Genomic DNA, 21,279 nt, shown 5'->3' on the forward strand with positions numbered 1-21,279 from the left:
CGCGAAAGCGCTCCTCCAGTCGATATTCAAGGCGCCTGACACACCGCTTTCGCGAGCAAGCCCGCTCCCACAAGGGGGGGGTGTTTGGGAGTGCTCTGACACAGCTCTCCTCCCATTGAAGCGCCTACCTGCTACCCAAGTAGCATTCGTGGCACTCGGCTGGCTTCGTACACTCGTGCCTCATACACACGCACCTGCGAGGGGCGACTATGCAGCAGGTCCAGAACGAAGGAATCGTCAGTGCGATGTCCCAGGCCACCGATCCGCAGCAGGTGGCGCAGGAGCTGGCGCGGCAGTTGCTGCATCCGCACCTGGGCTTCGTGCTGTTTTTCTGTTCCGCCGAGTACGATTTGCAGGGGTTGGGCCAGGCCTTGCAGCAAGGCTTCGGCGGCATACGCCTGGCGGGTTGCACCAGCGCCGGGGAAATCACTGCGCAAGGATATGGGCGCAATTGCGTGACGGCGGTGGGTTTTGATCATCGGTACTTTTCCATCGCCCTGGAACTGATCGACGAGATGGAGCACTTCAGCCTGATCGACGCGCAGCAGATGGTCGAGCGCCTGGTCAACGGCTGTCGCAGCAACACCCTGGCGCCTATCAAGGGCCACAGCTTTGCCCTGACCTTGCTCGATGGCCTGTCCAGCCGCGAAGAAATGGTCCTGGCCGCCTTGAGCGCGGCCCTGGGCGACATCCCGCACTTTGGCGGCTCGGCCGGAGACGACAACTACCTGACCCACACCCATGTCTACTCAGGCGGCGGCTTTCACAGCGGCGCAGCGGTGGTGGTGCTGGTCAATACCTGGCTGGACTTTGAAGTGTTCACCACCCACCACATTCTGCCGCGAGCGGAGAAGCTGGTGGTCACCGGCGCGGACAGCGCTTCGCGGCGGGTCTTCGAACTCAACGCCGAGCCGGCCGCCGCCGAGTACGCCCGGCACATCGGCGTGCCGGTGAGCGAACTCGACCACCGGGTCTTCGCCGCCCATCCCTTGGCTGTGCGGATCAACGAGCAATATTACGTGCGCGCCATCCAGCAGGTTCATCCGGACTTGAGCCTGAGTTTCTATTGCGCCGTGGAGAACGGCATCGTGCTCACCGCCATGACCCCGGGCCCGCTGCTGCCGAATCTGCAGAGCCTGTTCGACGGCTTGCAGCAACGGCTCGGCGATCTGTTGCTGACCATTGGTTGTGACTGTTTCCTCAGGCGCCTGGAGTTGGAGGACAACGGCAGCCTGGAGCAGATCGGCAGTTTTTTGCGCGAACAGCGGGTGATGGGGTTCAACTCCTACGGAGAACAGTTCAATGGCATGCACATCAACCAGACCTTCACCGGCGTTGCCATTGCCCGCGGCCGGTCCCGTGGACAGCGCTGAACTGCGGGCGCAAATCGCCGTCCTGCAGCACGATAATCAGAAACTGCAACGCATCAATGCGGCGCTGATCGAACGCATCGAGTCCGGCATCACCCGCGGCAACGATCCGTATGCCGCCTTCCAGCATTCGGTGGTGCTGGCCGAGCAGGTGCGTGAACGCACCGATGCCTTGAACCAGGCCATGGCCGAACTCAAGGCGGGTAACCATTTGCTCAGCGACGCCCGCCTGCGCGCCGAAACCGCCCATCGCCACCTGATCGATGCCATCGAGAGTATTTCCGATGCCTTCGTGCTGTTCGATGCCGAGCAGCGCATTGTCTTGTTCAACAGCCGCTTCAAGGCGTTCTGGAGCAACAGCCGGGTGCGAATCAACGCCGGCATGCGTTTGACCGAGGTCAAGCGCCTGATGCAGAGCAACGGGTTGTTTACCGAAGAGCCTCGCGGGCATGCCGACGAAAACCTGCTGTACCGCCTGCAGGACGGTCGCTGGCTGCAAGTCAGCGAACGGCCGACCCAGGAAGGTGGGCGGGTGATCCTGTTTACCGACATCACCGACGTCAAGCTCAGCGAGACCGTGCGCCGGGAACAGGCGGTGGCGCAGAAGTCGCACTTGCTGCAACGGGCGGTCGACAACCTCTCCCAAGGGGTGGCGATGGTCAATGCCGAGGGCATTCTGGAACTGTGGAACCGGCGCTTCCTCGAGCTCAGCGGCTTGGCACCGGTGGCCGCCCATCGGCCCTTTGCCGAAGTCATCGCCGACAGCGAACTGACCCTGCTGACCCCGGCCAGTCGCGGTCCGAATGGGCGCCCTGTGCAGGAGTGCGAACAACGCCTGTGCGATGGCCGGGTCCTGGAAATCCGCACCCATCCATTGCCCACCGGCGGTTTCGTCAACACCTTCACCGACATCACCGAACGCTACCAGCACGCCGAAGCCCTGAGCGAAAGCGAGCGCTGGATTCGCTTGATCACCGACCATGTGCCGGCATTGATCGCCTACCTCAATGCCGATCTGGTCTACGAGTTCACCAATAAGGTCTACGAAGAATGGTACTGCTGGCCGCGCGGCGTGATGCTCGGCCAGAGCCTGCGCGAAGTGCACAGCGAGCAGCATTACCAGCGCCTGGAGTCCTACGTGGCCCGAGCGCTGGCCGGGGAGAGCGTGACCTTCGAATTCGCCGAGACCAACGTCAACAACCAGGAGCGCTACATGTTGCGCTCCTATGTGCCCAATCGCCTGGCCAGCGGCGAGGTGGTGGGGATCTTCGTGTTGATCCGCGACATCACCGAGCGCCGCCGTACCGCCGAGGCGCTGCACCAGGCTTATCAGAATCTCGAACTGCGGGTGCGTGAGCGCACCGCCGAACTGACCCACCTCAACGACCAGTTGCTGCGCGAAATCGACGAACGCCGCCGGGTCGAATCGCGCTTGCGTGAGGCCAAGCTGGAAGCGGAACAGGCCAACCTGTCGAAAACCAAGTTTCTCGCCGCCGTCAGTCACGACCTGCTGCAACCGCTGAATGCCGCGCGGTTGTTCACCAGTGCCTTGCTGGAGCGACGCGAGCCGATTGCCAACGAGAACCTGGTGCGCAATGTCAGCAACTCACTGGAAGATGTGGAGAGCCTGTTGGGCACCCTGGTGGATATTTCCAAGCTCGATGCCGGTGTGATCAAGGCCGATGTTGCGCCGTTCGCCTTGAGCGAACTGCTGGAAAACCTCGCCGCCGAATACACCCAGGTGGCGCGCAGCGAAGGCCTGCAACTGCATTTCATCGCCTGTTCGGCCCTGGTACGCAGCGACATCCAGTTGCTGGCGCGCATCCTGCGCAATCTGTTGAGCAACGCTATTCGTTATACCTACAGCGGTCGCGTGGTGCTGGGTTGTCGGCGTCATGAGCAAAGCCTGTCGATTCAGGTCTGGGACAGCGGGATGGGCATCGCTGAAAATCGCCTGGAAGAAATCTTCCAGGAGTTCAAGCGCGGTGATGTGCAACGCCCGGATCAGGACCGTGGCCTGGGCCTTGGCTTGGCGATTGTCGAGAAAATCGCCGGCATTCTCGGCCACCGCATTCACGTGCGTTCGTGGCCTGGCCGGGGCTCGATGTTTTCAGTGGAAGTGCCGATCAGCGCCACCGCACCCAAGCCATTGCCGAACCTGCTGATGAGCGAGCCGATGCTCGAACGACTGCGTGGCGCGCGGGTCTGGGTGCTGGACAACGACGCGACCATTTGCGCCGGGATGCGCACGTTGCTGGAAGGATGGGGGTGTCGCGTGGTGACCGCGTTGTCGGAAGAGGACCTGGCGCGGCAGGTGGACAACTACCATGCCGGCGCCGACCTGTTGATTGCCGACTATCACCTGGACAACGACCAGAACGGCGTCGATGCCGTTGCGCGGATCAATGCTCGCCGCGCTTGCGCGATCCCGGCCATGATGATCACCGCCAACTACAGCAATGAACTCAAACAGCAGATCCGCGAACTGGGCCATACCCTGATGCACAAGCCGGTGCGGCCGATGAAGCTGAAGGCGGCGATGAGTCACTTGCTCGCAAGGCCCTGAGGTCTCTAGTGTTTGCGAGGGCCTCTTCGCTGGCAAGCCAGCTCCTACAGGATGATGGTGATCCTGTAGGAGCTGGCTTGCCAGCGAAGGGGGCAACACCGTCTCAACGGCGCAGATATGACCCGAAATCGATATCCCCGGCACTCAGGATCGCCTGCACGCGGTTGTGCACGTTGAGCTTGCGCAGGATCGCCGAGACGTGGGCCTTGACCGTGGTTTCGGCGATTTCCAGGGTGTAGGCGATCTGTTTGTTCGATTCGCCCTTGGTCATGCGCTCCAGGACCTGCAGTTGCTTGCGGGTCAGGGCCTGGAGCAGTTCCGGCGGGAAGCTCGGGGCATCGTTCATCCGCCGGTGCGTACTGCTTTTTGCGGTGCGGATGATGTCCGGCGGCAGGTAGACATTGCCGTTGAGAATCTGCTGGATCGCCTCGGTCATCTGCGCACGGGGCGAGGATTTGGTGATGAAACCCACCGCGCCGTAAGTGATGGCTTGCAGGACGATCTGCTTGTCCTGCTCGGCGGAGACGATGACCACGGGAATGGTCGGCGCTTCGTTGCGCAGGTTGATCAGGCCATTGAGCCCGTGCATGCCGGGCATGTTCAGGTCGAGCAGGATCAGGTCCAGGTCATCGTGTTCCTGGGTCAGCGCGAGGGCACTGTCGAGGTCGGCGGTCTCCATCACCTCGCTACCGGCAAAGCCATCGCTGATGACGTTGTGTATGGCTTCGCGAAACAGCGGGTGATCGTCGGCAATCAGAATTTTGTACATGGCCTTTCACCTCATTATTTTGATTATGGTGTGGCAACAACACGCACGCGTAAAGCTCAGGGAAAGGGTTCGGGCTGGGCTGGCGTGACCGGTAGCCTGGCAGCCTGCCAGGCGTCGAGGCCATCGCGATACCAATACAGTGATTTATAGCCCAGGCTGGCCGCGCGTTTGACCGCATTCCAGCTCAACCAGCAATCGGAGCGGCAGTAGAAGACCAGCGGTTGCGTCGGGTTGCCGGCCGTCAGTTTTTTCAGGTTGTCGGCGAAATACGCCTGCCACTGCGGCGTCAGCTCACCGTCGCCCGTGTTGGCCAGCCAATGGCTGCCGGGCAGGTTTTCGTGGGGTTGGTCTTCGATGAAGCGGCCTTGCAGCCATTGGCGGCGGTAGACGTCGATCAACACCGGGCGCGGGTCCTGTTCAAGCAGATTTTGCAGGATGGGTGTATCGATGATGGTCGCGTCCTGCATCACGTCCGGCGTAGGGCTGCGGTACAGGTCGATGCGATAGCCGTCATGGGAAAACAGCGGGGTTTGGGCGTGCACACCGCCCAGCCACAGGCTCAGCGACAACGCAGCGAGTGTGGGACGCAACAGGTGACGTCGGGCACGCGGCATGGGGTAGGTCCTTATAGTTATGAACCCATTACATGCCAGTCGCGCTGCGTTGGGAATGCGACGATAGACAGGTAAAACCAGTACTAAAGTAGTAAGTTTTCTGTGGCGAGGGGATTTATCCCCTCGCCACAAGCGCGCTCCCCCAGGGGATTGATGGAGTCAGCTGGATTTGCGCAGGGCCGCGTGTTGTGGGTTGAAGGTGAGCACGGCGAGCAGGGCGAACAGTAGGGTCAGCCCTACGCATACCGCCAGCGCCAGCGGATTGAATCGTTCGTACAAGGCAAAGCGCACCAGCTCCACCGCATGGCTGAACGGGTTCACCGCGCATAGCCAGTACAACCACTCGCTGGCCTCGCGCATTTTCCACAGCGGATACAGCGCCGAAGACAGGAAAAACAGCGGGAAGATCACGAAGTTCATCACCCCGGCGAAGTTCTCCAACTGGCGGATCGCGTTCGACAGCAACAGGCCCAGTGCGCTGAGCATCAAGGCCACCAGCAACAGCGCCGGCAGGGCAATCAGCAAACCCATGGCTGGCGGTCGTACGCCGTAGAGCCAGGCGATCGCCAGGAAGGCATAGACCTGCAGCAGCGAGATCAGCGAGGTGGCCAGCAGCTTGCTGCACAGCAGGAAGGTTCGGGGCAGGGGGCTGGTAAGCAGTACGCGCATGCTGCCCATCTCGCGGTCATAGACCATCGACAGTGACCCTTGCATGCCGTTGAACAGCAGGATCATGCAGGCCAGTCCCGGGATGATGTAGACCTCGTAGGGAATGTAGGTGTCGTAGGGTTCGATGATGGCGATGCCCAGTGCGGCGCGAAACCCCGCGGCGAAAACCAGTAGCCACAGCAACGGCCGCACCAGGGCGCTGAGAAACCGCGTGCGTTGCAGCACCAAGCGCAGCCACTCGCGCAGCACGATACCGCGCAAACATTGCCAGTAGGCGTTCATTGGGCAGCTCCTGGAGTGGTCAGGCGAGTGAAGGCCGAGCCCAGGTCGCCACCGTGTTCCAGGCTCAGTGCGTCGGCCTGTCCGCTGGCTACCAGGCGGCCCTGGTGAAGGATCAACAAGTCATCGCCGGGCTGCACTTCGTCGAGCAGGTGAGTGGTCCAGAGCACGCTGATGTGCTGCTCGTGGCACAGCGTGCGAATGTGCAGGTTGAGCGCCAGGCGACTGGCCGGGTCGAGGCCGGCGCTGGCTTCGTCGAGCAGCAGCAGGCGCGGTTCATGCAACAGGGCGCGGGCGATTTCCACCCGCCGGCGATGACCGCCATTGAGGTCGCGCACCCGTTCGCCACGGCGCTCGTCCAGGGCCTGGCGAGCCAGTTCCGCATCGACCCGCAAGCCGGTCTGGCGGCGGGACAAGCCATGCAGCGCGGCGTGATAACGCAGGTTCTGCTCGACGCTCAGGTCCAGGTCCAGGGTGCTTTGCTGAAACACCACGCCCAGCTGTTTCAGCGCCGGACGCGGGGCGCTGCGCAATGAACAGCCGCCAACCCGGATATCGCCGTGCTGCAGGTCATAGAGCCGGGTGAGCAAAGCGATCAGGGTTGATTTGCCGGCGCCGTTAGGCCCCAGCAGCGCGGCGAAACGCCCGGGTGCGAGGCTGAAATTCACTTGGCGCAAGGCCTCCCGAGGCCCGTAGGCAAAGCTCAGGTCGCTGACTTCCAGGGCGTTCATGGGGTCACCACCACGCCCCAGGGATAACGTCCGACCTTCACTGATTTGCTGACCTTCAGGCTGTCTACATCGATCACCGAGACATCGCCGCTGACGCCATTGGTGGCGAGCAACTGCTTTTGATCGGGGGTGAAAGCCAGTTGCCAGACACGCCGGCCCACCAGCAAGTAATCGAGAATCTCGAAGGTTTTGGCGTCGACGACCGCCACGTGGTTGGCCGGGCCCAGGGCAACGAAGGCGTACTTGCCGTCGGCGCTGAGCTTGATGCCCACCGGCTGCACTTTGTCCGGGTGCACGCCCTTGATCTGGAAGTTCAGGGTCTTGAGGATGTTGCGGTGGGCGACGTCGAGAATCGTCACCGTGCCACCGATCTCCGCCGAGGCCCAGAGTTGCGAACCGTCGTTGTTGAATTCGACGAAGCGCGGCCTTTGATCCACCAGCGTGCTGTCGGCCAGGGTCTGGGTGCTGGTGTCGATCCAGTGCAGCATGTTGGTGGTTTCGCTGGTGTTGACCGCCCACTTGCCGTCCGGGCTGACGGCCATGCCTTCAGGCTCGACACCGACGTTGATCTGCCCGAGGACCTTGGACGTCTCGGTGTCGATCACCGTGACCAGCGCATCGTCTTCGTTGGAGACGTACAGCCAGCGATTGTTAGGGTGCAGGGCGAATTGCTCGGGGTCTTTGCCCGAGGGCAGTTCCTTGATGATCTTGCGGGTGGCCACGTCCATCACCTGGACCCGGTCCGAGTCGCTGGCGCAGATGTACAGCAACTTGTTGTCATGGGACAGCAACAGGCCACGGGGGCGCTGGCCGACAACGAGGGTGTCGGTGACTTGCAGGGTCTGCATGTCGATCAGGCTCAGGCTGTTGTCCTTTTCATTGGAGACCCACGCGGTGCTGGCGGCGGCATGGCCCGCGGCGAGCAGCAGGGCGCAGGAAATCAGAGTGCGGCGCATGGCAGTTTCCTTGTTGTTGTTGTTGTTGTTGTCGTCAGGGAAAGCGGCAGCTGACCTCGGGTTTGTCGTAACCCAGGCTGTCCATCTCGTTGAAGGGGTGCAGGAAGCCGTCCTGGGGTGAGGTGCTGACCAGGGCCCGCGGCTGCACGATCGGAATCGGTTGGCGCAGTTGGCCGTTCCACGGGCGGTAACTGAGCTTGCGTCCCTTGAAACCGTCCAGTGGCAATTGATCGCTGATTTCCAGGTCGCGGATCGCCATCGGCTCGGTTTGCCGCGATTTGCTGACGGCGCTGGCGATGCTGCGCACGGCGATCCAGGCCGCGAAGTCACGGTCATTCATCCAGCGCCCGGTCAAGGCTTCGAAGCGCTTCTGTAGTTGTGCGGCGCCGTAGGTTTCCACGGTCTTGTGCCAACCCACCGGGGTCAGGCCCTGGGTACCGGCAACCGGCCGCGGGTACCAGGTCTGGTACGGCACGTACTCACCGAAATCGCCGCGCTCATCGGCCACCAGCACCACGTCGTATTCGGCGGTCTGGGTGAACAACGGCATGTCGGCCTGGGCGCTGCGCCGTTGATCGTTATCGAAGCTCCAGTTTTTTTCCGCCACCAGTTGCAGGCCAAAGCGCTTGGCCGCACGGCGCAGGGCCGCAGCATAGGCTTGATCGTTGCCGGTCGGGCCAACGATCAGCAGCGCCCGCTGCCATTTGCGCACTACCAGAAATTGCGCCAACGCGTCGGTGAGCATCGCCCGGCTCGGCAGGCTATGCAGCACGTTGGGCAAACAATCGGTGCTGCGCAGGCTGTCGTCGGGGCTGCCGGCGTTGAACAGCAGGCTATCGGGCAGCGCTGCACTGAGTTGGCGCAGGCTGCTGGCAGGTGCGTTCACCACGAACAGGCGCAGGCCTTGGTCGTGCTGGTTTTTTGCGGCGCTGAGCAAGGCTTCGGGACTGTCGACACTGGCGCTGACCAGGCTGTAGGCGTGATTAAGAAAACGCCCGGTGCTGTTGCTGTCGGTGATCGCCAGTTCGGCGCCGCGCAACCCGGCGTCGCTGGGTTCGGGGATGACGTTCGACAGCAGCGGGCCTGGGGCCGGGCGATAGCCCAGGTAGCCAATCCGTACCTGCAACGGCGCGTCCGCCGCCTTGCTTTGGGTGACCAGCCCGGCGGCGCAGGCAATCGCCAGCAGGTAGATCAGGGCGTAAGGGGCAAGCTGGCGCATAGGGCACTCCATTACAGGTAGCGCCAGCATAGGAAGCCCATGCCGCCGGGGAAATATGCAGAAAGTACCAAGCAGCCAGTACCAAGGTAGTAGCCCGCGCCGGGCGGCGCGGTTTTAGCATGATCAACAACGGCCACTGCTCTGGAGGGGATTGACCATGCGTATCGTCAAGGCACTGCTCCTGCCGTTTTTGCTGATCCTGACCCTGATCGGCGTCGACCGGCTCCACGGCTCGCGTCCCGTGGCGTTGCAGGTCATGCCCGCGACACCGGGGCGCTAGCATGTCAGCCCTGTGGCGGATCAATCTGTGGGTCTGCGGTTTTTTTGCGCTGGTGACCCTGGCGTGCGTGACCTTGCTGGTGCATCAAGCGCTGCAGGACGTGGAGCGTGAGCTGCAATCGGCCGAAGCGGTGGTCGAGTACCTGAGCGAAACCGCCGAACGTGACCCGATCAGCCTGCAACCGCGGCTGACCCAAGGCCTGCGCCACGTCCGCGTACGCTGGCTGGGGCCGGAGGAACAGCCACCGCTAGCCGTGCAAGGCGGGCTCGATGCCTGGCTGGGCCGCCTGCTGTTCGCCGAAGTGCGTCATGACGCCAGAATCCTCGATCTGGCGGATGGCCGACGGGTGCAGATTGCGCTTGATCCACGGGATGAAATCGACGAAGTCTGGGACTCCGTGCAACAACTGCTCAGCCTGTGTGCGATGGCCCTGGTGGTCAGTCTGCTGACCATTCGCTGGGCCGTGCGTCGCGGTATGGGGCTGCTCGATGAGCTGCTGCGGGCGTTGCAGCAAGTGTGTGCCGGACAGCTCACGGTGCGCCTGCGTCCAGAAGGGGGGGCGGAGGCGCGGCAACTGGCGACGCATTTCAACCGCATGACCGGCGCGCTGGAACAGGCCGGTAGCGATAATGCCCGGCTGACCCAGGCCTTGCTGGCGGTGCAGGAACAGGAACGTACCCAGCTGGCCCAGACCCTGCACGACGATCTCGGCCAGTACCTGGCCGGGATCCGTGCGCAGGCGTGCCTGTTGCGCCTGGCGGCTGATCAACCGCAGACAGTCGAACGCACGATGCGCGAACTGGAGCACAACTGCGAACACCTGCAACAAGGCTTTCGTGCCCTGGTGCACAACCTCTATCCGGTGGTCCTGCAACACTTGCCGTTGGCCGAAGCCATCACGTTGCTGGTGGAGCAATGGCAAGGCCGGCAGGGTATTGATTGTCGGCTGCGGCTCAGTGCGCAGTTACCGGCGCTGTCGGGGCCGGACAAAACCCATCTGTACCGCTTGCTGCAGGAAGCCCTGACCAACATCGCCCGGCATGCCGACGCCAGTCAGGTGCGGGTGCGCCTGCAACATCACGGCGCACGCTTGCGCCTGCTGGTGCGCGATAACGGTCGCGGTGCGGAGCAACCACAGCGCCCCGGTGTCGGGCTGTATTCGATGCGCGAACGCGCCCGCAGCCTGGGCGCTGAGTTGCGCATCATCAGCCAGCCCGGCGCCGGTTGGGCGCTAACCTTGAGCGTGCCTTTGGAGGTTTCATGAGTATTCTGCTGGTCGATGACCATGCGGTAGTCCGCCAGGGCTACGCCAGCTTGTTGCGAGCGCTGTTGCCGGCAATGGAAGTACGCGAGGCGGCAACGGGTGAGGAGGCGTTGTCGCGGGTTCAGGACAGCGTGCCGCACCTGGTGATCATGGATTTCGGCCTGCCCGGCATCAGTGGCCTGGAAACCACTCGGCGTCTGCGGCAACGCCTGCCACAATTGCGGGTGCTGTTTTTCAGCATGCACGATGAACTGCCGCTGGTGCGTCAGGCACTGGAGGCCGGGGCATCGGGATATTTGACCAAGAGCTCGGCGCCAGAAGTGTTGATCGAGGCGGTGCGGCGCGTACTCGCAGGCCATGCCTACATCGAACAACCGCTGGCCACTCAACTGGCCTGCCATGCGCAACAGGACGCCAGCGACCCGCGCTTGCAGAGCATGACCCAGCGCGAGCTGGAGATTTTCGTGATGCTCGCCAAAGGCACCCCCACGCGGCAGATCGCCGAGCAGTTGAGCATCAGCAGCAAGACCGTTTCCAATCACCTGACGTTGCTCAAGAGCAAGTTGCAGGTGAGCTCCCATGCCGAGCTGGTGCATCTGGGGATTGATATGGGGGTGGTGCGCAAGGCCGGTTGACGCGCTATCACAGACAACAGAAATCCCTCTGTGGGAGCGGGCTTGCTCGCGAAAGCGTTATGTCAGCCGACACCTGCATTGACTGGCACACCGCTTTCGCGAGCAAGCCCGCTCCCACATTTGATGTATTGTTGCACTCACTTTTCCCATGTCGTCGGGCACCCCGTGCAGCCCTCCATGTTCGCATCCTGGAAATTCGCATAATGCTGGCGCGAGCCGCCGAGGTTGGCGTTTTCCAGGTTGCTTTCGCCCAACTTGGCCTCTTGCAGGTTGGCGTTGCTGAGGTTGGCGCCCTTGAGATCGGCCTTGCTCAGCCAGGTCATCTCCAGATCGGCGGCGCCCAGATTGGCGTTGTGCAACCTGGCCCCGGACAGCCGGGCGAATTGCAGGTAGGCGGCGCTGAGGTCGGCGTTCTCGAAGTGCGCGCCCTGGGCGAACAGCCCCCAGCCCTGGATTGCCACCAGCCTGGCGCCGGTGAAATCAGCCAGGCGCACATTGCTTTGTTGCAGGCTGGCGCGGGTCAGGTTGGCGCCCTGTAGCCGGGCCTGTTCCAGGTTGGCCAGGTCGAGGCGGGCGTGGCGCAGGTCGGCCTCGCGCAGGTCGGCGCCGCTCAGGTTCATGTTGCGCAGGTCCTGGTTGCTCAGGTTGGCGCCTTTGAGATTGGCGCCGGGGCATTGGCTGTGTTCGGCGATGGTGCAGCCGTTGATGATCAGTGGGGTGTCGTCGGCGTACGCTGTGGGAAGGCTCAACAGGAGCACTAGAGGCAGATAGTTCATGGCAAGGTCTCTGGCTTCCCTGTAGGAGCGAGCATGCTCGCGATGGTCTCAAGAACACCGCGGGGCACCAGACACCCCATGTCATCGTTGAGGTCCATCGTCGGAACGCCGCCCGGAGCATGCTCGCTCCTACAGGGATAGATGGGGGGTTACTTTTGCGCGGTCTGGTTATCCCAGCTCGGAATCTTGAACACCCAGAACGATCCGCCCTGGGCCACCGGCTTGGTCAACTCCGCCATGTCGCCGCCCCACAACGGCACCGCGCCGCCGTAGCCCACGGTCACGCCGATGTACTGCTCGCCGTCCTGCTCCCAGGTGATTGGTGGGGAAACGATGCCGCTACCGGTCTGGAACTTCCACAGTTCCTTGCCGGTTTTCGCATCGAAAGCCTTGAAGAACCCATCGCCTGTGCCGGTGAACACCAGGTTGCCCTTGGTCGCCAGCACGCCGGCCCAGAGCGGCAGGTGTTCCTTGTGCTCCCAGACCACTTTGCCGGTGGTCGGGTTCATCGCCCGCAACGTCCCGACGTGATCGTCGTACATGCGCTTGATGCGAAAACCCATGCCCAAATAGGCCGAGCCTTTCTTGTAGTTGACCTCTTCGGTCCAGTATTCCTCTTTCCACTGGTTGCCCGGGATATAGAACAGCCCGGTGTCCTGGCTGTAGGCCATGGGGTTCCAGTTCTTGCCACCGAGGAACGGCGGCGAGACTTCCACCGGCTTGCCCTTGGTTTCCCCCGGCAACGGCTTGGCCGGACGCTGGCCTGCGTTTTCCACCGGGCGACCGGTCTTGAGATCGATGTGGCTGGCCCAGGTGATGTTGTCGACGAAGGGGAAGGCGTTCTGCAATTTGCCGTTGTTACGGTCGACCACATAGAAGAAGCCGTTGCGGTCGGCGTGGCCGGTGGCCTTGACCGTTTTGCCGTCCTTGTCCTTGTAGTCGAACAGCACCAACTCGTTGTTGCCGGAGAAGTCCCAGGCATCGTTCGGCGTGTGCTGGTAGAACCATTTCACTTCGCCGGTGCTCGGGTCGACGCCGACCTGGCCAGAGGTGTAGAGGCTGTCGTAATCGTGTGGGTTGCCGTCCTTTGAGGTGCGCGCCCAGGTGTTCCATGGGCCTGGATTACCGGCGCCGACGATGATGGTGTTGGTTTCGGCATCGAAACTGGCGCTCTGCCAAGGCGCGCCGCCGCCATGGCTCCAGGCTTCGACCTTGCCGGTTTCGGTGGTCGGATCGTTCGGCCACGAAGGCGCCTTGACGTCGCCGGTGGGGGTGCTGTCCTTGCCGTTCAAGCGCCCCATGTGGCCCTCGACGAAAGGCCGCATCCAGACTTCTTCGCCGGTGTCCGGATCCCGGGCGAAGAGCTGGCCGACCACGCCGAACTCGTCACCGGAACTGCCATGGATCAGCAGCACCTTGCCGCTGGTCTTGTCCTTGATCAGCACCGGCGCGCCGGTCATGGTGTAGCCCGCGGCGTGGTCGCCGAACTTCTTGTTCCACACGACTTTTCCGGTGTTCTTGTCCAGGGCGATCAGGCGTGCATCGAGGGTGCCGAAGTAGATTTTGTCGCCATAGATCGCCGCGCCGCGGTTGACCACGTCGCAGCACGGGCGAATGTTGTCCGGCAGGCGATGGTTGTAGGTCCACAGGCGCTTGCCGGTCTTGGCATCGAGGGCGAATACCCGCGAATACGAGCCGGTGACGTAGACCACGCCGTCGCTGACGATCGCCTGGGATTCCTGGCCGCGCTGTTTCTCGTCACCGAAGGAGTAAGACCAGGCCGGGGTCAGCTTGAACACGTTCTTGTCGTTGACCTGGGCCAGTGGGCTCCAGCGCTGGGCGTTGGTGCCCATCCCGTACTGCAGCACGTCCCTGGTGGTCAGGTGATCGTTGGCAATGTCTTCCCAACTCACGTTACGGGTGGCGCTGGCCGGTGCGGTCTCGGCGTATCCGGCAGGGCTCAGGGACAGGCTGGCGACCAGCAAAAAAGCGTGTACGGCGACGGTCAGGGGGGAAAGGGCGGGTAGCGATCTTATTGTCATGGTTGCAGTTCCCAGTGGAGGTTTTGACCTGCACAGGGTGGGGCGCCGGGGCGGACGGCGGATACGGAAAATGTCCCGCCGTTGCCGGGAAAACTTCCCAGGTGCCACCTGATTTAGGTGTCCCTCCAAGGCCTTACTACCAAGGGATTAGGCGCCGGCCACCAAAGCAGCATGGGGTGCGCGCCACGGGGTTTCTAAGATGGCTGCCATAGCCTCTGCCAAGAGGTCTTGCGTGCAATCCTGAGGGCATAACAATGACAACAAAACGCAACGCCTTGCTCGTGACCGGGCTGCTGGCCGGTCTTATCAGTGCGGGTTCCGTCTGGGCCCACGGCAATGTGGTGCCGCAGGCCGTCGCCACCCAGGGCCTGACCCCGATCAAGGATGCCGGCGTACCGCTCGATGCCGATGGCTGGGCGGCGGTGAACCCTTACCGTACTTCCCCGGAGCACGATAAGGCGGTGGAAATCGGCGCGTCGGCCTACAACCAGAACTGCGCGGCCTGTCATGGCCTGGAAGCCAAGTCCGGTGGCATCGCCCCCGATTTGCGCATGCTCGATGTCGCGGATGCCGGTGATGAGTGGTTCGTCGAACGAGTGCGCCACGGCGCGGTGCGTGATGGTCGGGTCTACATGCCGAAAATGGCGGATTACCTGAGCCAGGAAGCCCTGTGGGCGGTGCGTACGTATTTGGACAGCGTCCACGTCGAGGAGTGACCCATGCGCCTGCTCGCGGTATTGATCAGCGCTGTGTGGCTGTGCTGCCAGTCGGTGCAGGCGCAGGTTCGCAACTATGACGAAATGATCGCCGCCGGTGAACTGAAAGTGGCGGTCTACAAGGACTTCGCCCCCTACAGTTTTGAAGACGCGGGCCACCCCCGGGGCGTAGACGTGGAACTGGCCCAGGCGCTGGCCAAGGCCCTGGGTGTGCGTTTGACGCTGATCTGGGCGCCCGCCGGGGAGAAGCTCGACGATGACCTGCGCGATTACATCTGGCGTGCCAGCCCACTGCACAACCAGCAACTGGCCGACCTGATGATGCGGGTGCCTTATGACCGCGATTATGCGCAGAAACGCAACGAATTCGGCGAGATGGAAAACGGCCATGTGGTGATGTTCGGCCCTTACCAGAACGAGCAATGGCAAGTCGCTTACGACCGCCGCCGGCTGGACAAGGTCGCCAGCGTCGCGGTGTTTGAACAGCATCCGATCGGTGTCGAGGTCGACAGCGTACCGTCGTTCTACCTGACCTCGGTGTTCAACGGCATGCTCGCCGGCAAGACCCGCCACTATCCGGGCGTGCCCCAGGCGTTTGCGGCGATGAAGGCCGGTGAGGTCGACGCCGTCATGGCCATGCGTGGCGAAATCGACTGGCAGGTGCACGAAGCCGCCGACCCGCAATTGGCCCTGGCAGAAAACGCTTACCCGAACATGGGCAAGCAACTCTGGGAGATCGGCATGGCCGTCCACGAAAGCAATCGGCAACTGGCCTATGCCGTGGAGGAGGCGCTGGAAAGCCTGATCCGCGAGGGTTCGGTGAAAACCATCTACGGCCGTTACGGCCTGCGCTACGACGTGCCCGAAATGTACCAATAGGAGCAGGCGATGAATTGGCAAAGGAGTTGTCTGTTGGCCTGCTGTTTGAGCCTGGCAGCCCATGCGGGCGCTGTCGATCCCGGCAAAGACCCGGTGCCGTCGGTGATGTGGGCCTTCTATCACAAGCAAATGCTCGGTGAGGCGCCGTTCGTGTTCGATGAGCGGGTCAAAGTGCTGGCGCCACCGTTCGCCGAAGACGCACGTCAAGTGCCGCTGGAAATCGATGCCCGAGCCTTCAAGGGCGAAGTGGTCAGGATCCTCGCCTGGGCTGAACTCAACCCCTTGCCGAAAATCGTCGATTTCCAGCCGCTCAGTGGCGTGCTGCCATGGCTGTCGATCCGCATCCGCGTCGAACAGGCAACGCCTTTGCGCGCGGCGGTACTGACCCGTGACGGCGTGTGGCATGTGGGGTCGACCCTGATCGACGCCGCGGGTGGCGGTTGCACCGCGCCAAGCGTGGTGCGCACTGAGGCGGGTTGGGAAGAGCATGTCGGTGAGGTGCTCGGTGGTCGTTATCCTCGTGGTGAATTCAGCCGCGTGCGCGTGCAGGTGGCACATCCGATGGACAACGGCATGGTCAGTGGCATCCCGGAATTTTTCCTCGAACATGCCGAGCTGCGCGATCAGCACGATCAACTGCTGGCCCGTCTCGAACTGTTCCCCGCCGTCAGCGAAAACCCCAGCCTGGCCTTTGATATCGAAGGGGCAGGGCAGACGCGCCTGTTGCTACGGGATAACAGCGGCAATCAATTCGATGCGTCGATCCCCTGAATTCAAGGAGCCTGTCATGCGTTGGATGCTGCTGTTGTTGCTCGGCCTGGGCCTGCCAGCCATGGCTGATCTGGAGTACTCGCTCAAGCCCAGGCAGATCGCCGAAGACACCTGGTTGCTGGAAGGCAGCACCGATAATTTCGCCAGGGAAAATGGCGGCAACATCGTCAACACGGCATTCATCGTTACCGAGCGCGGCGTGGTGGTGATCGATACCGGGCCGTCCAGACGTTATGGCGAGGCCATGCGTCGGGCCATTGCGGCGACCACCGACAAGCCGGTGATCCAGGTCCTGTTGACCCATCATCATCCTGATCATGTGCTGGGCAACCAGGCGTTTATCGACGTGCCGATCGGCGCCCTGGCCGGCACCACTGAGTTACTGCAAAAGCAGGGCGACGCCATGGCCGAGAACATGTACCGGCTGGTTGGCGACTGGATGCGTGGCACCGAAGTGGTGTTGCCGACGCAGACGCTGACGCCCGGTGAGAAAAGTTTTGGGAATCACGATCTGCGCCTGCTGAGCCTGGGTGGGCATACGGGTGCGGATCTGGCTATTCTCGACCAGCGAACCGGCGTGCTGTTTGCCGGCGACCTGGTGTTTTATCAACGGGCACTGACCACGCCCAACAGTCCGGGGCTATCGGTGTGGCTGGCCGATATCGCGACCCTGCAGGGTCTGCCCTGGAAGCAGATCGTGCCCGGTCACGGCCCGGTTGCCAGCGATCCTCAACCCTTCGCACAGATGCGCGACTACCTGGGCTGGCTCGATCAATTGATGCGCGACGGTGCGGCCAATGGTAGCGACATGAGCGAGATGATCCGCAGCCCCATTCCTGAGCGATTCGCCGGGATCAGCCTGAGCCGCTATGAGCTGATTCGCAGCGTCAGCCATTTGTACCCGCGGTATGAGCGTGCGCAGATGACGCGAGTCGATTCCGCCGCCAACAACTGACCCACCCCAATCCCCTGTGGGATCGGTGCTGGTCAGCATCCAAACCTGTACCAAGGAACTAGAAATCTCCACATTGCGGGCAATTGTTGTCCGGGCGGCGGCGCCCAAGAATCTGCACCAGACCGGGAAAATTTCCCGGAAATAACAAAAACTGCAGAGGAAGCCGTCATGACTCAACCCGCACGTCGCCAGCCCTTCGTCTTGAGCCTGTTGCTCAGTGCCATGCTGTTGTCCGGTCAGGCATTGGCCGGGGTTTCCGACCAGGACATTCTCCAGGACCCGAAAAACCCCGAGCAGGTCGTGACCAACGGCCTGGGTGTGCAGGGGCAGCGCTACAGCCCGCTGGACATTCTCAACGTCGACAACGTCAAGGAACTGCGACCGGCGTGGGCCTTCTCCTTCGGTGGGGAAAAGCAGCGCGGTCAGCAAGCGCAACCGATGGTCAAGGACGGTGTGATGTACATGACCGGTTCCTATTCACGGGTGTTCGCCGTGGATGCACGCACCGGCAAGAAACTCTGGCAATACGACGCGCGTCTGCCGGATGACATTCGCCCCTGCTGCGACGTGATCAACCGCGGCGTCGCGCTGTACGGCGACCTGGTGATCTTCGGCACCCTCGACGCCAAGCTCGTGGCGCTGAACAAGGACACCGGCAAGGTGGTCTGGAGCAAGAAAGTCGCCGACCACAAGGAAGGTTACTCGATCAGCGCCGCGCCACTGGTGATCAACGGCAAGCTGATTACCGGCGTGGCTGGTGGCGAATTCGGCGTGGTGGGCAAGATCGAAGCCTACGACCCGAAAAACGGTACTTTGCTGTGGACCCGGCCGACGGTCGAAGGCCACATGGGTTACGTCTACAAGGACGGCAAAGCCGTGGAAAACGGCATCTCCGGCGGCGAGGCGGGCAAGACCTGGCCGGGTGACCTGTGGAAGACCGGTGGCGCGGCGCCTTGGCTGGGCGGTTACTACGACCCGGAAACCAACCTGCTGTTGTTCGGCACCGGCAACCCGGCACCGTGGAACTCGCACCTGCGCCCCGGCGACAACCTCTACTCGTCGTCGCGCCTGGCGCTCAACCCGGACGACGGCACCATCAAGTGGCACTTCCAGAGCACGCCCCACGACGGTTGGGACTATGACGGCGTCAACGAACTGGTGTCGTTCAACTACACCGAGGGCGGCAAGGAGATCAAGGCGGCGGCCACCGCTGACCGCAATGGTTTCTTCTACGTACTCGATCGCACCAACGGCAAATTCATCCGTGGCTTTCCGTTCGTGGACAAGATCACCTGGGCCACCGGCCTGGATAAAACCGGCCGGCCGATCTACAACGAAGCCAGCCGTCCTGGCGCACCGGGCACCGAAGCCAAAGGCAGCTCGGTGTTCGTAGCGCCGGCATTCCTCGGCGCGAAAAACTGGATGCCGATGGCCTACAACCGCGACACCGGGTTGTTCTACGTGCCGTCCAACGAATGGGGCATGGACATCTGGAACGAAGGCATCGCCTACAAGAAAGGTGCGGCGTTCCTCGGTGCCGGCTTCACCATCAAGCCATTGAATGAAGACTACATCGGCGTGCTGCGGGCGATCGACCCGAAAACCGGCAAGGAAGTGTGGCGGCACAAGAACTTCGCGCCGCTGTGGGGCGGTGTACTGACCACCAAGGGCAACCTGGTATTCACCGGCACGCCGGAAGGTTTCCTGCAGGCGTTCAACGCCAAGACCGGCGAGAAGGTCTGGGAATTCCAGACCGGCTCTGGCGTGCTCGGCTCGCCCGTGACCTGGGAAATGGACGGCGAGCAGTACGTTTCGGTGCTCTCCGGTTGGGGCGGCGCCGTGCCGCTGTGGGGCGGCGAAGTGGCCAAGCGGGTGAAGGACTTCAACCAGGGCGGCATGCTCTGGACCTTCAAGCTGCCCAAGGATCTGGTAGCCAAGCACTAACTCCCCAACCCATCACAACCCCCCTGTGGGAGCGGGCTTGCTCGCGAATGCGGTCTGTCATTAGGCATTTTTGTAGCTGACACACCGCCTTCGCGAGCAAGCCCGCTCCCACATTTGGATTTGTGCAGAACCTACGACCAAATAACGAGAGTCCCTCCTGCCAACGATGCATTCGTCTGGCGTGCGGGGCTCTCTAGTATCGGTTCATCGCCTGCACAGGCATTGACCCAGACAGAGGCCCACCATGATCTACGCCCAACCCGGAACACCTGGCGCCGTCGTTACTTTCAAGCCACGCTACGGCAACTTCATCGGCGGCGAATTCGTCGCGCCGGTCAATGGCGAGTACTTCACCAACACCTCGCCGGTCAACGGTGAAGTGATCGCCGAATTCCCGCGCTCCAGCGCCGCCGATATCGACAAGGCCCTGGACGCCGCCCATGCCGCCGCCGATGCCTGGGGCAAGACTTCGGCCCAGGACCGCTCCCTGGTGCTGTTGAAAATCGCCGACCGCATCGAGCAAAACCTGGAAATCCTCGCCGTCACCGAAACCTGGGACAACGGCAAGGCGGTGCGCGAGACCCTCAACGCCGACGTACCCCTGGCGGCCGACCATTTCCGTTACTTCGCCGGCTGCATCCGCGCCCAGGAAGGCGGCGCCGCCGAGATCAACGAGCTGACCACTGCCTATCACTTCCACGAGCCATTGGGCGTGGTCGGGCAGATCATTCCGTGGAACTTCCCGCTGCTGATGGCCGCCTGGAAACTCGCGCCAGCGCTGGCCGCGGGCAACTGCATCGTGCTCAAGCCCGCAGAGCAAACGCCGCTTTCGATCATGGTCTTCGCCGAGTTGATTGCCGACCTGCTGCCGGCGGGTGTACTGAACATCGTCCAGGGCTTCGGTCGCGAAGCCGGCGAGGCCCTGGCCACCAGCAAGCGTATCGCCAAGATCGCCTTCACCGGCTCGACCCCCGTCGGCGCCCACATCATGCATTGCGCTGCCGAGAACATCATTCCGAGCACTGTCGAACTGGGCGGCAAGTCGCCGAACATCTTCTTCGAAGACATCATGAACGCTGAACCCGCGTTCATCGAAAAAGCCGCCGAAGGCCTGGTACTGGCGTTTTTCAACCAGGGCGAAGTCTGCACCTGTCCGTCCCGGGCACTGGTGCAGGAATCGATCTACGAACCGTTCATGGCCGAAGTCATGAAGAAGATCGTCAAGATCAAGCGCGGCAACCCGCTGGACACCGAGACCATGGTCGGCGCCCAGGCCTCCGAACAGCAATACGACAAGATCCTCTCGTACCTGACCATCGCCCAGGAGGAGGGCGCCGAGCTGCTCACCGGCGGCGCGGCCGAGCGCCTGGAAGGTGACCTGTCCAGCGGCTATTACATCCAGCCGACGCTGCTCAAGGGCCACAACAAGATGCGCGTGTTCCAGGAAGAAATCTTCGGGCCGGTGGTGGGCGTCACCACCTTCAAGGACGAAGCCGAAGCGCTGGCCATCGCCAACGACAGCGAGTTCGGCCTCGGCGCCGGTCTCTGGACCCGTGACATCAACCGCGCGTACCGCATGGGCCGGGCGATCAAGGCCGGGCGCGTATGGACCAACTGCTACCACCTGTACCCGGCACATGCGGCGTTTGGTGGCTACAAGAAATCCGGCGTCGGCCGGGAGAACCACAAGATGATGCTCGACCATTACCAGCAGACCAAAAACCTGCTGGTGAGCTACGACATCAATCCGCTCGGGTTCTTCTAACTCACTGACTGCACATAAACCCCTGTAGGAGCTGCCGCAGGCTGCGATCTTTTGATCTTGGAATTCACAATCAAAAGAT

19 protein-coding genes are annotated in these 21,279 nt (G+C 62.4%); 11 read left to right on the forward strand and 8 right to left on the reverse strand.

Going from position 1 to position 21,279, the window contains the following annotated elements; genetic code table 11:
- Window positions 1-209: 209 nt before the first annotated feature.
- Window positions 210-1,373 (forward strand): nitric oxide-sensing protein NosP, encoded by a 1,164-nt coding sequence (nosP, locus tag CGA21_RS21010; protein WP_110754414.1) that lies wholly within the window; start codon window positions 210-212, stop codon window positions 1,371-1,373.
- Window positions 1,303-3,936 carry a hybrid sensor histidine kinase/response regulator NahK/ErcS' gene (nahK, locus tag CGA21_RS21015; protein ID WP_411157081.1) on the forward strand — a complete coding sequence of 878 codons (2,634 nt, stop codon included), beginning with the start codon at window positions 1,303-1,305 and terminating at the stop codon, window positions 3,934-3,936. The genes nosP and nahK overlap by 71 nt, the downstream gene beginning before the upstream one ends.
- Window positions 3,937-4,039: 103 nt before the next feature.
- On the opposite strand, the gene CGA21_RS21020 is transcribed toward nahK, so the two are convergent.
- From CGA21_RS21020 to CGA21_RS21045, 6 genes are all read right to left on the reverse strand, one after another.
- Complete coding sequence (locus CGA21_RS21020; RefSeq protein ID WP_008056546.1) at window positions 4,040-4,705, reverse strand: response regulator transcription factor; 666 nt, start codon at window positions 4,703-4,705, stop codon at window positions 4,040-4,042.
- A 56-nt stretch (window positions 4,706-4,761) separates the two neighbouring features.
- On the reverse strand, window positions 4,762-5,319 hold the full coding sequence (locus CGA21_RS21025) for a PQQ-dependent catabolism-associated CXXCW motif protein (protein WP_110754411.1): 558 nt from the start codon (window positions 5,317-5,319) through the stop codon (window positions 4,762-4,764).
- Between the two features lie 159 nt (window positions 5,320-5,478).
- The gene (locus CGA21_RS21030) at window positions 5,479-6,270 is read right to left on the reverse strand and encodes an ABC transporter permease (RefSeq protein ID WP_188264964.1); all 792 of its coding nucleotides are present in this window, start codon (window positions 6,268-6,270) and stop codon (window positions 5,479-5,481) included.
- Window positions 6,267-6,998, reverse strand: a complete 732-nt coding sequence (locus tag CGA21_RS21035) for an ABC transporter ATP-binding protein (RefSeq protein WP_188264965.1) — start codon at window positions 6,996-6,998, stop codon at window positions 6,267-6,269. The genes CGA21_RS21030 and CGA21_RS21035 overlap by 4 nt, the downstream gene beginning before the upstream one ends.
- The gene (locus tag CGA21_RS21040) at window positions 6,995-7,954 is read right to left on the reverse strand and encodes a YVTN family beta-propeller repeat protein (RefSeq protein ID WP_188264966.1); all 960 of its coding nucleotides are present in this window, start codon (window positions 7,952-7,954) and stop codon (window positions 6,995-6,997) included. Before CGA21_RS21040 ends, CGA21_RS21035 begins: the two co-directional genes overlap by 4 nt.
- Window positions 7,955-7,988: 34 nt before the next feature.
- The gene (locus CGA21_RS21045) at window positions 7,989-9,173 is read right to left on the reverse strand and encodes an ABC transporter substrate-binding protein (RefSeq protein WP_188264967.1); all 1,185 of its coding nucleotides are present in this window, start codon (window positions 9,171-9,173) and stop codon (window positions 7,989-7,991) included.
- Between the two features lie 157 nt (window positions 9,174-9,330).
- On the opposite strand from CGA21_RS21045, the gene CGA21_RS30165 reads away from it, so the two are divergent.
- Genes CGA21_RS30165 through CGA21_RS21055 form a run of 3 tightly spaced genes read left to right on the forward strand, consistent with a single transcriptional unit; the run spans window position 9,331 to window position 11,352 of the window.
- Window positions 9,331-9,453 (forward strand): hypothetical protein, encoded by a 123-nt coding sequence (locus tag CGA21_RS30165; protein WP_020800566.1) that lies wholly within the window; start codon window positions 9,331-9,333, stop codon window positions 9,451-9,453.
- A gap of 1 nt (window position 9,454) precedes the next feature.
- Window positions 9,455-10,717 (forward strand): HAMP domain-containing sensor histidine kinase, encoded by a 1,263-nt coding sequence (locus tag CGA21_RS21050; RefSeq protein WP_110754400.1) that lies wholly within the window; start codon window positions 9,455-9,457, stop codon window positions 10,715-10,717.
- Window positions 10,714-11,352, forward strand: a complete 639-nt coding sequence (locus CGA21_RS21055) for a response regulator transcription factor (protein WP_188264968.1) — start codon at window positions 10,714-10,716, stop codon at window positions 11,350-11,352. The genes CGA21_RS21050 and CGA21_RS21055 overlap by 4 nt, the downstream gene beginning before the upstream one ends.
- A gap of 137 nt (window positions 11,353-11,489) precedes the next feature.
- Here the strand turns inward: CGA21_RS21055 and CGA21_RS21060 are convergent, their stop codons facing one another.
- Complete coding sequence (locus CGA21_RS21060) at window positions 11,490-12,128, reverse strand: pentapeptide repeat-containing protein (RefSeq protein WP_188264969.1); 639 nt, start codon at window positions 12,126-12,128, stop codon at window positions 11,490-11,492.
- 149 nt (window positions 12,129-12,277) lie between these two features.
- Window positions 12,278-14,170 carry a quinoprotein ethanol dehydrogenase gene (exaA, locus tag CGA21_RS21065; RefSeq protein WP_188264970.1) on the reverse strand — a complete coding sequence of 631 codons (1,893 nt, stop codon included), beginning with the start codon at window positions 14,168-14,170 and terminating at the stop codon, window positions 12,278-12,280.
- A gap of 254 nt (window positions 14,171-14,424) precedes the next feature.
- On the opposite strand from exaA, the gene pedF reads away from it, so the two are divergent.
- From pedF to CGA21_RS21095, 6 genes are all read left to right on the forward strand, one after another.
- Window positions 14,425-14,886: a cytochrome c-550 PedF gene (gene pedF / locus CGA21_RS21070; protein ID WP_110754392.1), complete on the forward strand. Its 462-nt coding sequence runs from the start codon at window positions 14,425-14,427 to the stop codon at window positions 14,884-14,886.
- A 3-nt stretch (window positions 14,887-14,889) separates the two neighbouring features.
- Window positions 14,890-15,765, forward strand: coding sequence for a substrate-binding periplasmic protein (locus CGA21_RS21075; RefSeq protein ID WP_110754390.1), 876 nt, complete (start codon window positions 14,890-14,892; stop codon window positions 15,763-15,765).
- Between the two features lie 9 nt (window positions 15,766-15,774).
- Complete coding sequence (locus tag CGA21_RS21080; RefSeq protein ID WP_188264971.1) at window positions 15,775-16,536, forward strand: quinoprotein dehydrogenase-associated SoxYZ-like carrier; 762 nt, start codon at window positions 15,775-15,777, stop codon at window positions 16,534-16,536.
- Between the two features lie 16 nt (window positions 16,537-16,552).
- Window positions 16,553-17,491 carry a quinoprotein relay system zinc metallohydrolase 1 gene (locus CGA21_RS21085; RefSeq protein WP_188264972.1) on the forward strand — a complete coding sequence of 313 codons (939 nt, stop codon included), beginning with the start codon at window positions 16,553-16,555 and terminating at the stop codon, window positions 17,489-17,491.
- A gap of 168 nt (window positions 17,492-17,659) precedes the next feature.
- A complete protein-coding gene (locus tag CGA21_RS21090) occupies window positions 17,660-19,435 on the forward strand; it encodes a PQQ-dependent methanol/ethanol family dehydrogenase (protein WP_188264973.1) in 1,776 nt (591 codons plus the stop codon).
- A gap of 244 nt (window positions 19,436-19,679) precedes the next feature.
- Window positions 19,680-21,200, forward strand: a complete 1,521-nt coding sequence (locus CGA21_RS21095; protein WP_110754382.1) for an aldehyde dehydrogenase family protein — start codon at window positions 19,680-19,682, stop codon at window positions 21,198-21,200.
- Window positions 21,201-21,279: the final 79 nt, after the last annotated feature.

Origin of the sequence: Pseudomonas sp. PSB11, from assembly GCF_014596605.1 — a bacterium.
Classification (GTDB): Bacteria; Pseudomonadota; Gammaproteobacteria; order Pseudomonadales; family Pseudomonadaceae; genus Aquipseudomonas; species Aquipseudomonas umsongensis.

Coding starts and splice junctions, on each gene's coding strand:
- nosP (WP_110754414.1), top strand. CDS start 210: ATGCAGCAGGTCCAGAACGAAGGAATCGTCAGTGCGATGTCCCAGGCC.
- nahK (WP_411157081.1), top strand. CDS start 1,303: ATGGCATGCACATCAACCAGACCTTCACCGGCGTTGCCATTGCCCGCG.
- CGA21_RS21020 (WP_008056546.1), bottom strand. CDS start 4,705: ATGTACAAAATTCTGATTGCCGACGATCACCCGCTGTTTCGCGAAGCC.
- CGA21_RS21025 (WP_110754411.1), bottom strand. CDS start 5,319: ATGCCGCGTGCCCGACGTCACCTGTTGCGTCCCACACTCGCTGCGTTG.
- CGA21_RS21030 (WP_188264964.1), bottom strand. CDS start 6,270: ATGAACGCCTACTGGCAATGTTTGCGCGGTATCGTGCTGCGCGAGTGG.
- CGA21_RS21035 (WP_188264965.1), bottom strand. CDS start 6,998: ATGAACGCCCTGGAAGTCAGCGACCTGAGCTTTGCCTACGGGCCTCGG.
- CGA21_RS21040 (WP_188264966.1), bottom strand. CDS start 7,954: ATGCGCCGCACTCTGATTTCCTGCGCCCTGCTGCTCGCCGCGGGCCAT.
- CGA21_RS21045 (WP_188264967.1), bottom strand. CDS start 9,173: ATGCGCCAGCTTGCCCCTTACGCCCTGATCTACCTGCTGGCGATTGCC.
- CGA21_RS30165 (WP_020800566.1), top strand. CDS start 9,331: ATGCGTATCGTCAAGGCACTGCTCCTGCCGTTTTTGCTGATCCTGACC.
- CGA21_RS21050 (WP_110754400.1), top strand. CDS start 9,455: ATGTCAGCCCTGTGGCGGATCAATCTGTGGGTCTGCGGTTTTTTTGCG.
- CGA21_RS21055 (WP_188264968.1), top strand. CDS start 10,714: ATGAGTATTCTGCTGGTCGATGACCATGCGGTAGTCCGCCAGGGCTAC.
- CGA21_RS21060 (WP_188264969.1), bottom strand. CDS start 12,128: ATGAACTATCTGCCTCTAGTGCTCCTGTTGAGCCTTCCCACAGCGTAC.
- exaA (WP_188264970.1), bottom strand. CDS start 14,170: ATGACAATAAGATCGCTACCCGCCCTTTCCCCCCTGACCGTCGCCGTA.
- pedF (WP_110754392.1), top strand. CDS start 14,425: ATGACAACAAAACGCAACGCCTTGCTCGTGACCGGGCTGCTGGCCGGT.
- CGA21_RS21075 (WP_110754390.1), top strand. CDS start 14,890: ATGCGCCTGCTCGCGGTATTGATCAGCGCTGTGTGGCTGTGCTGCCAG.
- CGA21_RS21080 (WP_188264971.1), top strand. CDS start 15,775: ATGAATTGGCAAAGGAGTTGTCTGTTGGCCTGCTGTTTGAGCCTGGCA.
- CGA21_RS21085 (WP_188264972.1), top strand. CDS start 16,553: ATGCGTTGGATGCTGCTGTTGTTGCTCGGCCTGGGCCTGCCAGCCATG.
- CGA21_RS21090 (WP_188264973.1), top strand. CDS start 17,660: ATGACTCAACCCGCACGTCGCCAGCCCTTCGTCTTGAGCCTGTTGCTC.
- CGA21_RS21095 (WP_110754382.1), top strand. CDS start 19,680: ATGATCTACGCCCAACCCGGAACACCTGGCGCCGTCGTTACTTTCAAG.